This is a genomic window from Paenibacillus sp. VCA1, assembly GCF_031583795.1.
Classification (GTDB): Bacteria; Bacillota; Bacilli; order Paenibacillales; family Paenibacillaceae; genus Paenibacillus_AQ; species Paenibacillus_AQ albilobatus.
In genome coordinates this window covers 22,421-35,521 of record NZ_JAVLSX010000014.1, presented here as the reverse complement: position 1 = coordinate 35,521, position 13,101 = coordinate 22,421, and the positions used below count along the sequence as shown (strand labels likewise).

Below are 13,101 nucleotides of genomic sequence, written 5' to 3'. Positions count from 1 at the left end.
TGATTCGTTTTTATTATATAACCTTCAAGCAAGTGATAAAGTTTGGGGGAAATAGAGCTTTCCGGTAGCGGCGGGATGTGGCGCGATGAATGACATAAAAAGGACCATCTCCGGCAGCAGGCAGCCATCGGAAATTGTCCTTCATTCGCTAAATTGCTTTAAATTTATTCTTATTTCGCGCTGATTTTGAAACAACAACCCGTCCCCTAATAAAGCACCTTCCCCGTTTGTAATGCGTCGCGAAAGCGCTGGATATCCCTGATTGGGGGATTACCGAACATTCGCGCGTATTCCCGGTTGAAGTACGAGGGGCTCTCATAGCCAACCTGAAAAGCGGCTTCAGCCGCTTCCATCGTTTCGGATAGGAGAAGGCGACGCGCTTCTTGAAGTCTGAGCCGCTTTTGATATTGGATCGGGCTCATGGCCGTTACTTCTTTAAAATAATAATACAAGGACGATTCGCTCATCCCCGCCTCCTCGGCTAATTCATCAACGCGCAGAGGCAATGCAAAATCACGGTTCAACCTCTCAATCACCATCGCGATGCGCTGTGCATGGCTGCCGATGACAGCAAATTGCTTGAGCGTATCGTTCCGATCGTCCTGAATGATTCGGTAAATGATCTCGCGAATCGCATACGGAGCCAGTACCGGAATATCACGGGGCGAGTCCAACAGACGCACCAGACGCATGACCGCATCGTGCAGCGAATCATTCATCCGGTTTACGGCCAGACCGCGTCCATATTTACGGTTAGGGCTCTCGGCTAGATCGGAGGCTTGAATCACATCAAGGATTTGATTCATGTCAAATTGCAGTCGAAGGCAAAAATACGGTGCATCTGAAGACGCCTCAACGACCTGCCCGGATATCGGCAGATTGACGGAAGCGGTCAAATAATGGTCAGAATCGTACTGATAGCTCTCCTGCCCCAGCATGACAACCTTCGAACCCTGCGCGATCACGCACAAGGATGGTTGATAAACCGAATGCACCGGTTCGGATATCTGGGACAATCGAATAAAGAATAAACCGGGAATCAACGTCTCGTGTATGCCGTCTTTCATCACGAACCGCTCCATAACCTGCGCTAATTCTCCCCTTTGCTCCGTGAACTTCCCTTCCATCTCTTCACAACCTTTTACCCCGATTTTTTATTATTTTATGACTTTTTGGAGTATTAGGCAATCGCAGAACATAATCCGGCTACCGCCCTATCTGCAAGTAAGGGCATTATGAATACATTCAATTCAAAAGGAGAGATGGAGAATGCAAACCAACAACAAACATCCTCACCCCTATGTTGGCATGTGGGTAACCAGCGACGGATATATCCGGCATGAACTATTGCCGAACGGACGTTACGATGAAGCCCGCGGCAATCGCCAAAGTGCCTATCAAGGCAACTATACCATCGAAGGCAATCATATCGAATACGTGGATGACACCGGGTTTACAGCCGATGGCGACTTTCGGGACGGAGTGCTCTACCATGCAGGGATGGTGCTCTATCGAGAAGTTTATAAAAAAGGAGAGAAGAACAAGCTTATGCCATTGAGCAACCGGCGGACGTCGATGTGAACGAACTCATTGTAAGACCGACAGCCCAGTTAGCTTAATACGGAAATTCGGATTGATAGGAGTTTGAAGTGGATAAAAAAATATGGATTTTAGCTATTGCCTCATTTGTCGTAGGCACGGTTGAGCTCGTCATTGCCGGGATCATTGATATGATTGCTCAAGATCTCAACGTTTCTGTAGGTACCGCGGGCCAACTGATTACTGTCTATTCACTCGTTTTTGCTTTTGGTTCTCCAATACTCATCACCCTGACTTCTAAAATAGAGCGCAGAAAATTGTTAACTGCTGCAATGCTTGTCTTTTTCGCGGGAAATATGATATCTATCGTTAGTCCCAACTTTACGATTCTTCTTATTTCGCGGATCATCCTAGCGGCAAGCTGCTCGATTATTGTTGTTCTATCTATTGTGATGGCTTCGAGTATCGTTGCTCCCGAATTAAGAGGCCGTGCAATCGGTATTATATTTATGGGGATCAGTGCGTCTCTTGTCCTTGGTGTCCCTCTGGGTACCATCATCGGCGAAATGTGGGGATGGCGCTCAACATTTGCATTGGTCGGGGGGCTTACTTTAATCGTAGCTTGGGCCGTCAAACGATATCTTCCACAGGTTGCTCCCCGTCAAGGAGTCCCGTTGTCGGAACAGCTTCGAACGCTGAAGGATTCTAGAATCTTATCCGCTCATTTCATCTCGATCTTGCAGATGACGGGCCAATTCACAATCTATGCCTACACTACACCTTTTTTGCATGAGACGATGGGTCTGTCAACGAGCATAATCAGTATTGTTCTGTTTGTATATGGATTAGCTGGTATAGCGGGAGGATGGATCGGAGGATGGTCCTCAGATAAGCTTGGAAACAGCAAGACGATTATCGTCACTCTTCTGCTGCATGCGTCGGCTGTGTTTTTATTGCCTTATGCTACGGGTTCTATGTTTCAATTACTTATCGTGGTCGTCGTCTGGTGTGCATTTAATATGGCCCCAAGCCCCGCCATTCAAAGCTACCTGATACAGGCGGCTCCGGAAACTTCGGATATCCAGTTAAGCTTTAATACATCGTCTTTACACATAGGAGTTGCAGCTGGTTCTATCGTTGGGGGACTGATTGTAAACCATTATTCCGTCACGACAAATACTTGGGTCGGCGGACTGATTATTATTTTGGCCATCCTATCGGCAATCTTCTCCTTAAGGAAAAACAACGCAATGGCATCGACCGTTTCATCTGAAGCAAAATAAACTATAAAGAACAATAACCAAAAGTCTCGGCTTGTGCACTGTACTTCCATGATGGAGGCTCAGATTCACAGGTCGAGACATTTTCGCATTCATGCTGGCGGCTGTTGGAATCTGTTCGATTTGAACATCCCCTCCGTATGGATGGGCCAAAGATCACGGGTTTGTTTTCCAGCATATGTTTCGTTCAAATTTTACAGACCATTTAATCATTATGTTGGTTCTCTCGGAACTGCCAGATAAACGGTTTGAAGTTGAACTCATTCCTCGGGTTTCTCCAATGTTGCAACCTTCCATATTTTGATTACGTCTATAGGGAAGACAAGGTCAAAATTTCCCGAAGAAGGTGTGGTTAGATGAAGAAGAAACGTTATGTATCCGGGACTGTGGCAGCTTTGGCGTTATCCCTGGCAATTGGGGGATCCGTGTTCGCAGCAGGAGTGGGCTTTATGGATTTGGACGGAATCGCAGGAGCCGATAAAATAACTTCGCTCCAGCAGCAGAAGCTGCTGAAAGGTGACAGCGAATCGGTCTTTCGGCCGCAAGCACGGCTGACGAATGCGGAAGGCGTTCAGCTGCTGGCGAACGTGCTGGTAGATGTGCCGGTTTCAAAGGCTGCCGATGGCAGCAAAAATCCAGCACAGACCCATGTTAAAGACGGTGCTTGGTTTGCCCCGGCTTTTCAAACGGTTACCGACCATGGCATCGTTCTGCCTGCCGATATTGAACCCGGCCAAGCCATGACTCGGGAAGCATTCACGCAATATTTGATCAAGACGGTGGAACAAAAGGGCAACCTGCCGATGATCAATCTGGTGCCGAAAAATATTGCTGACGAAAGCCAAATGACCCCTGAATATCAAGGGGCCATTCAGCGGGCGCTGGCTTGGGGGATTGCCGATCTGGACAGCAGCGGAAACTTCCGTCCCCAGGATCAAGTGACCCGGGCGGAAGCGGCCGTCATGCTTTACAATGCGCTGGATTTTTTGAAAACACACCCTTCCCCTAAGGCAGAATAAAAGAACCGGGAACCGTTGGTGTTGTCAGACAACGCCGATATTTATTCTTAATAACCGTTCATAACCAAAGCACGGTTTTGTCAAGGCTCTTTTCCTTGATGGAAATCGGGCTTTGGTTTTTTCTTTTATCTGCAAGCCAATATCATCCCGCTCCCTCCCCTCCATATACATTCGAAATTGCCCGCTGCTTGGTTACTCATTTTTTTAGCTTCCGAACAAGGTCCTTTCGAAGTTCTCCGTATTCCTCCTGCCTTAATTGCAAGTGTTTTATTATATCTGATTCAACAATGGATTGAATAATTTCGCCCTGTTGAACCCAAAATATACCCAAAAACAATGGGTGAAAACTGAGGAAGAAAAATCTGCCCCTTGGCGTAAACGTTGTTGCATACATAGTGATCATTTTCGAGTTTATGGTGTCCACACAGTTCACATTAATGAGCTAATTTTTATAGCATGATCGGGGAGTTTAAAGGAGCGGAACGGGTCATTATAAGCGGTGTATTTTGGGCTACGGGGCGTTTACGATGAATCAAAGGAGCGGGATATAGAAGCGATCTGCCGGCACAACGATACCCTGGGTGTCGGAAAACCGCTAAATTTTATTTTGATGAGGGGATATCCATGATTTCTTATGAAGACGTTAGAAACGTCAGAGAATCGCTTGCACAACTTAGCAACGCCGATTGGCTGCTGCACTCTTGGGGAACATGGCAATGGTGGATGTTGCTTTTAGCAACGATTGTTCCTTGGATCATTGCATGGAAATTCGTGGACAAAAACAGAGGGAAAGAGCTCCTGATTTTGGGAATGGCATTCACAATCATTTCGTTAGTTCTTGATAATCTAGGCACCTTTTATAGCCTTTGGGGGTATTCGATCAAATTGATGCCCTTAACCGTCGAATTCGTCCCAGGAGATTGTTCCATATTTCCTGTGACATATATATTTATGAATCAGTTTTCCAAAAACTGGAGATCGTTTGTCATGATCTCTGTTGTTGCTGCAGCCTTTTTCTCGTATATTATTGAACCCTTTTTTAAACATATTGGCATTTATCGGAACCATAGTCCTTGGAGTTATACATGGAGTTTTGTCGGGTTCATTATCGTTTTTATATTCGTTCGGTTTTTTGCTTACAAATTAATTAAGAAATTGGCTTGAAACCCAAACGCTTTATTCGCGTTAGTTTTTAACTACAACACTTCGGATCACCGACATGTAATGATCGAACTTTTGCACTCCCGTCAAGATTTAAAAAACAAATGGCTTCGCCCTAATAACATGGGGCGAAGCCATTTGTTTTACATTAAAATCGGATTATATCCCAGCCCCCTTTGTACAGGGGATATTGCCACGCTGAACAAGCCAACGCAGAGCGGCCTGGGCGACGGACTTGTTGTGTTTTTCGCGATCGAGGTCAGTAATTCGTTGCCGAACAGGTTGTTGCGTCCTTTAGCGAACGGCCACCTCGAATCAATAAAACCGGCCAATTGGCCGGTTTTATTGATCCATTTCAAATATGCCTAAGCGCAGGATGACGAAATGTAAAATACCCGTGCAGCGGATCCATTTCAAAACATTCGATCCGGCAGCGGACAAACTTCCGCACCATCCCTATTGAGATTTTTTAAACGCCAAAGCTATACCGGAGAACTATTCTTCATCTAGCATGGCAAGCGGGCTAAAGGACTCGTAATGGATATCCTCTTTAGGTACGTTCAAATCACGAAGTAACTTGACCACACTCTCCATAAACGGAACCGAACCGCATAAGTAATAATTCGCAGGCCCGGAAGGCTTTATAGATGTTAGAACCTCCTTGTCAATACGTCCTTCCTTATCGAACCGGTGATTCGACCTATCTTCCTCCGTTGGCGAACTGTAACAAACGTAGGACTTCACCTGATCTCTTGATTGTGCAAGCTCGGCAACATGGGATTGAAAGGCGTGCGTCTGGCTATTTGATGTCGCATGGACAAAAGTAACCTCCCGCTGTGGCCACTTGTTCACGATCTCATTCAACATACTCAGCAACGGCGTAATCCCTATCCCGCCGCTAATAAGGACAACCGGAAGGTCATCCGGACTTAGGATGAAGTCTCCTGCTGGAGCGGAGAATAGGAGTGAGTCTCCCCTCTGTACCCGATCATGCAAATAATGGGAGACAATCCCTTCCGGATCGTTATGTACGGCGTCTTCCCGCTTGACGGATATACGATAGTAGTCTCTGCCCGGTGCCTCGGATAGGCTGTAATGGCGCATATGCGTATAAGGTTCCTCAGATATCTCCGCTTTGATCGTCAAGTATTGACCAGCCTTATACGAGGCTATAGCCTCTCCATCTTCCGGCTTTAGATAGAACGAAGTCACCTCTGATGACTCCATCTCTTTCTTGTCCACGATAAACCGACGATAACCGGACCATCCGCCGGGCTCAGCCTCTATCTTCTTGTACAGTTCCTCTTCCATCCGGATGAAAACATCGGAAATGTACCCATAGGCTTGCCCCCACGCATTAATAATTTCATCGGTAGCGGCATCTCCCAGCACGTCCTTCACGGCTTGAAGCAATGTTTCCCCGACAATGGGATACTGCTCCGCTTTAATGCCGAGGGCCCGATGCTTTTCGTTTATTCTTCTGATAACTGGAGTAAGTGACTCCAGGTCCGTAATATGTTCACCTGCGGCGTAAACGACATAAGCTAGCGCTTCCTGTTGAATGCCTCTTTTCTGATTGCTCTGATTAAAGACATTTAACAACTCAGGAGCCTTGCGAAAAAGCAGCTCATAAAATCGTTTCCCGATTTGGCTGCTGTGCTGCTTGAGAACAGGTGCCGTAGATTTTACAATTTCCGTCGTCTTGGCATCGAGCATATTCGCCCGCCCCTTCCTCTGATCATTTTCCAACATAGTGTGTCTCTGGAAAGGGCGGATTATCCTAGGGAGATTCTGATTGTCTTTGTTGTTTTGATGCAGCACCGGGTTCATCTCGGCATCATTCCTTTAGGCATTGATTTGATTCAGCCAAGACCCATCCATTTCGACGTCTTCCTTATGATGTCAATAACTGCTGGAATTCGTCCCCCGCTCATCGTTGCAATAACGTTCGATAACCTAACAAGGCACTTTCATGAAATGGAAGTGGCTATCATGGTGTATAGAACCTCTAGGGTATCTAAATACTATTTTTGTTACCCAGTCTGTACTTGACGTGGCTATATACTCCTCATATAATTAAATCAATGAAACATATGAGCAATTATTCATATGTAATAACAATATAGAAGGTAGGTATTTGTATGGCAGGACATGATCACAATCATGCCCATGATCATAGTCACGGACATGGACAAAACAACAAAAAAGTGTTGCTGTTCTCTTTCATTATCATTACCGCATACATGTTGGTCGAGGCATTTGGCGGATTTATTACCAATAGTTTAGCTTTGCTATCCGATGCCGGTCATATGTTATCGGACTCCATTGCGTTAGCGATCGCTTTACTTGCTTTTAAATTTGGAGAGAAAGCTGTCAATAAGGGAAAAACCTTTGGTTACAGAAGATTTGAAATACTGGCTGCAATGCTAAATGGCGTTACCCTGATTGCGATTGCCTTGTACATTTTTTATGAGGCGATTGATCGATTTGTAAACCCGCCAGAAGTGGCTACGTTAGGAATGCTGGTCATCAGTTGTATTGGCCTGCTCATTAATATACTCGTAGCCTGGATTATGATGCGCGGAAGCGATACGGAGCATAACCTGAACATGAGAGGCGCATACCTGCACGTTATTAGTGATATGCTGGGGTCTATCGGAGCCATCATTGCCGCTCTGCTGATGATGTTCTTCGGCTGGGGATGGGCAGACCCGCTTGCCAGTGTCATCGTCGCAGTACTCGTTCTTCGGAGCGGTTACTTTGTTAGCAAGTCTTCCCTGCATGTACTTATGGAAGGAACACCGCGTAATATTGATGTAGAGGAAGTTGTGCGAGCCATTTCTCAGTTCGAAGGTGTGAAGGCTGTGCATGATGTGCATATATGGGCAATTACGAGCAACTTAAACGTACTTACGGCCCATATTGTGGTCGACGGGAACAGAACGGTTTATGAAGTCGACGCCCTTTTGCAAAAAATCGAACATATGCTGGAGCACAAAAATATTCCTCACTCCACTTTACAAATCGAATCCGAACAACATAGACACGATGATTCCGTTTTATGTAATGTAAAAGCCGGTGCACCGGATGCACATGCCCACCATCACCATTAATTCAAGGAGTACAAAGCGGTAATACGTTTGTATATCGTTTATTTGAGCGGCTGGCTGAAACCTACCCGCTCCTTTTTTATTCTTCAGATAAAAAAAATGTCGTACGCAAAGGTATTTGTGGGGAACACTCCTTTACAGCTTTGGGCTTTCGTAATATGATCTAAGACGGTACAATTCAAAGTAGCTCCCAGAAATCCGTCCCAGGTTAAAAACATAATGCGCCATGGCCATGGGTTAAAGGCAAAGGTAACAATACGTTCTTGAAGAGCTTGGCAAGGGTATAAATCGCCAGATCGTACCGGGGCTTCATAATGAAAGGAATGCGGTTCGGTTGGTGCGGCTAGCGTTCCTATGTAGGCGATACGGTTGGAGCCTTTGTCGGTGATGGGCTCAGCTAAAGTCGTCGAAAAAGGGAATCCGCTGGATTAGCGGAATGTTCAAATAATTTCAGGAAGGCGCTGGATCATGAACGCGATATCTTATCGAAAATCCGTGGCATGGGGCAAAGCGCTTGGCAGTTTACTGTTTGTGCTGGCCTGTCTGTTTCTGCTGTATGCGGCTTTTTTTATGGATACCTCCTTTGTTCGTAAGTTCTTTTGTATCACATCAGCCATTATAGGGATTCCGTTTTTTGGAGGATATTTGGTTGTCGGCTTGCCAAAGGCGCTGAAATCAGATACGCAGCTGCTGACCTACGATCAAAATTCCGTTTCAGATGGTACGCGTACCGTAGCCTGGGTGGAGATAGCTAGCATCAGCTACAGCGGCCCTTCCATTCGGAAATGGCTGCTTCCGAAATTTCCTGCGCTGATTTTTCATTTGAAAAACAGAGAGATCTGGACCGTGAATACGTATTATTTGTTGACCGATACCGAAATCCAGTTTGTCATGAAGCGCTTGCGGGGGCTGATCAGCCGCAACGGGAAGGAAACGAAATAGATCGGTACTGGAGGATTTTGCTTACTAGCGAGCATACCTATATATTTTCATTAGAAGAGCTGGGTTACGCCTTGGCCGTTCATCAAGGGGAGGAAATGGCTGCAGAACTTATGAAGGCATATGATTGTGGAACCGGCTAACGGCTGGTGAATCCCCTGCCTCCCCCCCTCTATGACGAGCTTCCATCAGACCTGCAGCACTTTCCCTCTCAGCAAGAGATTAAAGGTTTATTATGCCGATGTATTTTTTGCTTAATTAGTTCAATGCCAATCCCATTCCGAGCAATAGTGATTTTTAGGCCCGGTTAGAGCCTCGCGAACGTGATGTAATCGACTTGGACAGGCTCCGCCGATTCCATCCGAAGTGCCCGGTTAATCTGTCCCCGGTGATATTGCCCATGCAAGAGAACCTGCAACAGGATGTCCCGGACGGACGTTCGGAACGGAACCCCGCTCTGGTTTGCATAGTCGATCATCTCGTCCAACTCGGATTCCTCGAGCTCTTCGATATAGACGCGATATTGCTCGGCGTTTTCTTCGAACATCGTCCGAATCGCCGCCAGGTCTTCCGCTTCCTCCCACAACGAATATTGCGCGCTGCCCTTGCCCTGCAATCGGGACAACCAGACTCGTTCCGCGACCGCGACGTGACGAACCAGCTTCAGAAGTTCCTTGTTCTTCGTCCCACTTTCCTCAAGCGCGTCCAAGATGCGTCCGTCCGCCCAGTACAGGTGGTCCATCATGCACTTGATCGTCCTCATTTCGGTTTCCCCCTCTTCGTCTCATCGATTCCTTGAACGTACTGCTTATCCGTTAGTTTAATCATTTGAATGAGCTAAAACAACCTTTTTGGGTGATTCCTTGTTGCTGTAACACTTCCAAGGAACGTACATTATAAAATTCGCTTCTGCTGCCAAAAGTAGAGTATAGTTAGGAGTAGTTGAAAATATATTCCAGGAGGCTACAGCCATGCCACAGGAGATTTGGATTAACCTGCCGGTTAAAGATGTTGAGAGGTCAACTGCCTTTTTCAATGAGATTGGTTTCGATGCGACGAGTGTTGGTAACGAAAGAGCCAAGCTTGCCATAGGCCAAACAACGATTCTGCTGTTCCCGGATGCGGCGTTTGAGAAATTTACAGGTGCAAAAACCACAGATACTTCCCATAGTGCGGAGGTCATCTTCTCCATTGGGGCTGAAAGCAGAGAAGAAGTCGATTCCTTTATTCAAAAAGTAGAGTTGGCCGGAGGGAGCATCTTTGGCAAGCCGAGTGAAATTGACGGCTGGATGTACGGGGCTGGATTTGCCGACCTGGACGGTCACCGCTGGAACCTGCTGTACATGGATGAGAGCAAAATGCCGAAACGCTAATATGGAAACGCCGGTCTCCTGCTCAAGGTTTCCGGCGTTTTTCCCCCCATATACTCCTGGCCCCCTACTCTTCAACTTCTCCGACTCGTCGGTAAAATGACGGCAAAAATCAATCCTATATTTATAACTTTTCTTCCATTGAAACCTCCAGAAAGGTTTTCAATGTGAGTTCGCTATGGAGCCTTACCTCATCAACCGAAAAAGAAATCAAGAACATTCGAACCAGCCGAGGATTTTTTATTATAAAATTCGGAATACCCGCAATTTGCGCAGTAAACGACTACGAATTGATTGTGCTGAATATCGAACATTTTGGAAAGTCCTGTGCCGGTCATTGCTACTTCTTTCGTCCTTGCGTCTTTGCTTCCGCATTTGATGCATCCCTTTTCACTCATTTATATCACTCCCTAATGTTTTGTTTCTTTTTACGTTTCCAATGCCCTGGAGGTTACAAGTCGCATTTAATACATTCAATAGCATATCCAGTCATACCTTGGTTAAATACAATACAAAGGTTACACCCGTAGAGGCCGCTCTTCCTTGTGTGCTCTGACAACGTAAGGACCTTATGTTCCGCCCTCTGAAACGACAAATGGCTTCTCCCCCATGAGGGACAAAGCCATTAATCATTTCTTGTTCAGCTGTAATCTTAAGAGGTTGAGACACCATCTCTATTACAGGCACTTGTTCTTTTTTTGTTTACTCAATTAACGAAGGCTAACTTGAAATGTTAAAAATAGATACTGGCCCGAATAATTTACTTGATAATAGACCACACAAGTTGAACCACGTCCTTTAAGATTTTTAAAACAATCCTCCATCACCTTCGCGAAATCTACCATTGTCATATATTTCTGGTTACCGAACAACGTTCCATTATCCAGGCAAGCACATCTGTAATTGATAATCCTTATCAACCACGGCTAACTATACATGTTCTTGTCTTTTTCGGCAAACGATACGGGTTTTGACAAGAACATATATCGCTAAATCTGACGGCCAGCTCCGTGCAGCCCTGCTCGTGAACCATGAGCTTATATCGCTGATGCCCGTTAACCATGTTGCCGGTTCGTTCATTCCAGACGATAGACCGAAGGTTCAATGCTCCGACGTAGCTCCTCATATTCATAATCCACCCGGCTGCAAATCGATCCACGGGTTGTATTCTGCTGAGTTGATTTGTTCGATTGCTACAACTCTGATCTCCATAAAATCCCAGTCCTTATGTAAATCCAAATAAAAAAAGCCGCTTTGTTTAGGCAGCGGCGCTTTTTGTTGTTCTTCCTTAAAATTCCGCGTTGTCCCGCTCAAAGAACCCCATTAACTTCAGCGTGATGGCCATGCTTTCAGTTGCATTTGCCCGCTAACAATACGCGAAGAACGTACGCTAAGCGAAAATATATTCAAACAAGCCGGAAATTCCGTACGCTAAGGAAATCCGGCTTGTTTTGTGCCAAGTACACTTTTCTATTTTAATTGTATTTTTACTTCGGGATATTCGGATGGCTTTTGTTTAAGAAAATCGCTATTTATGTTTTTAAGATATTTATCAAAAAATGTAGTTACGTAAAAGTTTGTAATTTGCAAACCACGTTTCCCATTCATAGTTCCGAATACGCCAATGGCTTTTAATATAGGAGAAAAAAAGACAGCATTATCTTCAAAACTGGCGTGGGCTGCTTTGGATATCTCCAATAGGTATCCATCCTGCTTTAAACCGTTATAAACACTCTGTATTTTGTTGACTTCCTGGAAATAACTCTCGTTTTGCTGATGTTGACTCAGGATAAACATAAATGGTTTTCCAGGATTTTTCTCGACACCGTACAAATAACCATCGATATCAATCCCCGCCTTAAAACGTTTATCAAGCAAACATACTTCAGTGGCAGCTGCTCCTCCAAATGAATGTCCAAAAGCACCTATATTCTCCGTATCAATATGTCCCGTCCACATACTCCCCTGCGCAGTATTCATTTCAATAAATTTATTAACTACAAATCTCATATCTTCAGTCCAGGTTTTAATTAGTTTGGAACCAACCTCATTCATCTGCTCATCTGTCAGATTATTTTCTGGTATCGTTCCTTTAGGTGTCCTATATGCAACGCTTCCATCAGAAAACACAACAAATCGAGAACTGTATGTTGGATTTATCCCAACTACAATATATCCCTTACTAGCAAGATTTTCGGCTAATGTTGTATAGTTAAACACGATGTTGCCCATTCCAGGTTCAAAAACGATTAAGGGGTAAGCAGTTTCTCTGGTTGATAAGCGCACATTCTGAAAAGAATTAGTATTGATTTTTCTAAAATTCTGCTGTAAATACGGTAAACCCGAATCTTTTTCTTGGATGGTTTCCCACTTGTCTGGAAAATAATCTGACTTCTTAGCATTTTTATTTAAATCTGCAGGATACCAAATCCATATTGACAATTTTCTTGTAGTGCCTTTTGTTTCGGAATAAGCCTCGTTTCGAGAATCATCAGTCCAATCATACCCAATTCTACCTACTTCAAATGGACCTGTCGGTTTAGGCAATACCACCGTTTTATTCCTTTGAATTAAAAAATATGCTGATAACAAAACCAATACAACGAATCCTATTACAATTAGTGATAAAAACAATCTTAGTAAACTACTTTTGAAGATCATATTTCAATAACACCTTCTTTTA

12 protein-coding genes and 1 pseudogene are annotated in these 13,101 nt (G+C 44.9%); 7 read left to right on the top strand and 6 right to left on the bottom strand.

Translation table 11 applies throughout. The features are described from left to right. Nucleotides 1-206: 206 nt before the first annotated feature. On the bottom strand, nucleotides 207-1,127 hold the full coding sequence (locus RJP21_RS25710) for an AraC family transcriptional regulator (RefSeq protein ID WP_310861821.1): 921 nt from the start codon (nucleotides 1,125-1,127) through the stop codon (nucleotides 207-209). Nucleotides 1,128-1,269: 142 nt separating this feature from the next. On the opposite strand from RJP21_RS25710, the gene RJP21_RS25705 reads away from it, so the two are divergent. The 4 genes from RJP21_RS25705 to RJP21_RS25690 all read left to right on the top strand — a co-directional run bounded on the left by RJP21_RS25705 (nucleotide 1,270) and on the right by RJP21_RS25690 (nucleotide 5,002). Beyond that, nucleotides 1,270-1,581, top strand: a complete 312-nt coding sequence (locus RJP21_RS25705; protein WP_310861820.1) for an Atu4866 domain-containing protein — start codon at nucleotides 1,270-1,272, stop codon at nucleotides 1,579-1,581. Nucleotides 1,582-1,649: 68 nt separating this feature from the next. Then, the gene (locus tag RJP21_RS25700) at nucleotides 1,650-2,822 is read left to right on the top strand and encodes an MFS transporter (protein WP_310861819.1); all 1,173 of its coding nucleotides are present in this window, start codon (nucleotides 1,650-1,652) and stop codon (nucleotides 2,820-2,822) included. A 353-nt stretch (nucleotides 2,823-3,175) separates the two neighbouring features. Then, a complete protein-coding gene (locus RJP21_RS25695) occupies nucleotides 3,176-3,838 on the top strand; it encodes an S-layer homology domain-containing protein (RefSeq protein ID WP_310861818.1) in 663 nt (220 codons plus the stop codon). A 624-nt stretch (nucleotides 3,839-4,462) separates the two neighbouring features. Continuing rightward, a complete protein-coding gene (locus RJP21_RS25690) occupies nucleotides 4,463-5,002 on the top strand; it encodes a CBO0543 family protein (RefSeq protein ID WP_310861817.1) in 540 nt (179 codons plus the stop codon). A 192-nt stretch (nucleotides 5,003-5,194) separates the two neighbouring features. Here the strand turns inward: RJP21_RS25690 and RJP21_RS25685 are convergent. Both RJP21_RS25685 and hmpA read right to left on the bottom strand, forming a co-directional pair. Then, nucleotides 5,195-5,304, bottom strand: a pseudogene (locus tag RJP21_RS25685) (aldo/keto reductase); the annotation flags it as partial. A 190-nt stretch (nucleotides 5,305-5,494) separates the two neighbouring features. Then, nucleotides 5,495-6,715: an NO-inducible flavohemoprotein gene (gene hmpA, locus RJP21_RS25680; RefSeq protein WP_310861909.1), complete on the bottom strand. Its 1,221-nt coding sequence runs from the start codon at nucleotides 6,713-6,715 to the stop codon at nucleotides 5,495-5,497. A gap of 425 nt (nucleotides 6,716-7,140) precedes the next feature. On the opposite strand from hmpA, the gene RJP21_RS25675 reads away from it, so the two are divergent. Both RJP21_RS25675 and RJP21_RS25670 read left to right on the top strand, forming a co-directional pair. After that, nucleotides 7,141-8,112 (top strand): cation diffusion facilitator family transporter, encoded by a 972-nt coding sequence (locus tag RJP21_RS25675; RefSeq protein ID WP_310861816.1) that lies wholly within the window; start codon nucleotides 7,141-7,143, stop codon nucleotides 8,110-8,112. A 465-nt stretch (nucleotides 8,113-8,577) separates the two neighbouring features. Next, on the top strand, nucleotides 8,578-9,051 hold the full coding sequence (locus tag RJP21_RS25670; RefSeq protein WP_310861815.1) for a DUF5381 family protein: 474 nt from the start codon (nucleotides 8,578-8,580) through the stop codon (nucleotides 9,049-9,051). Between the two features lie 304 nt (nucleotides 9,052-9,355). Here RJP21_RS25670 and RJP21_RS25665 read toward each other — a convergent pair whose 3' ends face one another. Further along, complete coding sequence (locus RJP21_RS25665; protein WP_310861814.1) at nucleotides 9,356-9,811, bottom strand: DinB family protein; 456 nt, start codon at nucleotides 9,809-9,811, stop codon at nucleotides 9,356-9,358. A gap of 208 nt (nucleotides 9,812-10,019) precedes the next feature. On the opposite strand from RJP21_RS25665, the gene RJP21_RS25660 reads away from it, so the two are divergent. Next, entirely contained in the window at nucleotides 10,020-10,421 is a 402-nt protein-coding gene (locus tag RJP21_RS25660; RefSeq protein ID WP_310861813.1) for a VOC family protein, read from the top strand. Between the two features lie 191 nt (nucleotides 10,422-10,612). Here RJP21_RS25660 and RJP21_RS25655 read toward each other — a convergent pair whose 3' ends face one another. Together RJP21_RS25655 and RJP21_RS25650 are read right to left on the bottom strand one after the other, a co-directional pair. Beyond that, entirely contained in the window at nucleotides 10,613-10,816 is a 204-nt protein-coding gene (locus tag RJP21_RS25655; protein ID WP_310861812.1) for a zinc ribbon domain-containing protein, read from the bottom strand. 1,072 nt (nucleotides 10,817-11,888) lie between these two features. Then, a complete protein-coding gene (locus RJP21_RS25650; RefSeq protein WP_310861811.1) occupies nucleotides 11,889-13,079 on the bottom strand; it encodes an alpha/beta hydrolase family protein in 1,191 nt (396 codons plus the stop codon). Nucleotides 13,080-13,101 lie beyond the last annotated feature (22 nt).

What these genes read in the sequence shown, in the direction of transcription:
- RJP21_RS25710 (WP_310861821.1), bottom strand. Translation starts at nt 1,127, where the DNA reads ATGGAAGGGAAGTTCACGGAGCAAAGGGGAGAATTAGCGCAGGTTATG.
- RJP21_RS25705 (WP_310861820.1), top strand. Translation starts at nt 1,270, where the DNA reads ATGCAAACCAACAACAAACATCCTCACCCCTATGTTGGCATGTGGGTA.
- RJP21_RS25695 (WP_310861818.1), top strand. Translation starts at nt 3,176, where the DNA reads ATGAAGAAGAAACGTTATGTATCCGGGACTGTGGCAGCTTTGGCGTTA.
- RJP21_RS25690 (WP_310861817.1), top strand. Translation starts at nt 4,463, where the DNA reads ATGATTTCTTATGAAGACGTTAGAAACGTCAGAGAATCGCTTGCACAA.
- hmpA (WP_310861909.1), bottom strand. Translation starts at nt 6,715, where the DNA reads ATGCTCGATGCCAAGACGACGGAAATTGTAAAATCTACGGCACCTGTT.
- RJP21_RS25675 (WP_310861816.1), top strand. Translation starts at nt 7,141, where the DNA reads ATGGCAGGACATGATCACAATCATGCCCATGATCATAGTCACGGACAT.
- RJP21_RS25670 (WP_310861815.1), top strand. Translation starts at nt 8,578, where the DNA reads ATGAACGCGATATCTTATCGAAAATCCGTGGCATGGGGCAAAGCGCTT.
- RJP21_RS25665 (WP_310861814.1), bottom strand. Translation starts at nt 9,811, where the DNA reads ATGAGGACGATCAAGTGCATGATGGACCACCTGTACTGGGCGGACGGA.
- RJP21_RS25660 (WP_310861813.1), top strand. Translation starts at nt 10,020, where the DNA reads ATGCCACAGGAGATTTGGATTAACCTGCCGGTTAAAGATGTTGAGAGG.
- RJP21_RS25655 (WP_310861812.1), bottom strand. Translation starts at nt 10,816, where the DNA reads ATGAGTGAAAAGGGATGCATCAAATGCGGAAGCAAAGACGCAAGGACG.
- RJP21_RS25650 (WP_310861811.1), bottom strand. Translation starts at nt 13,079, where the DNA reads ATGATCTTCAAAAGTAGTTTACTAAGATTGTTTTTATCACTAATTGTA.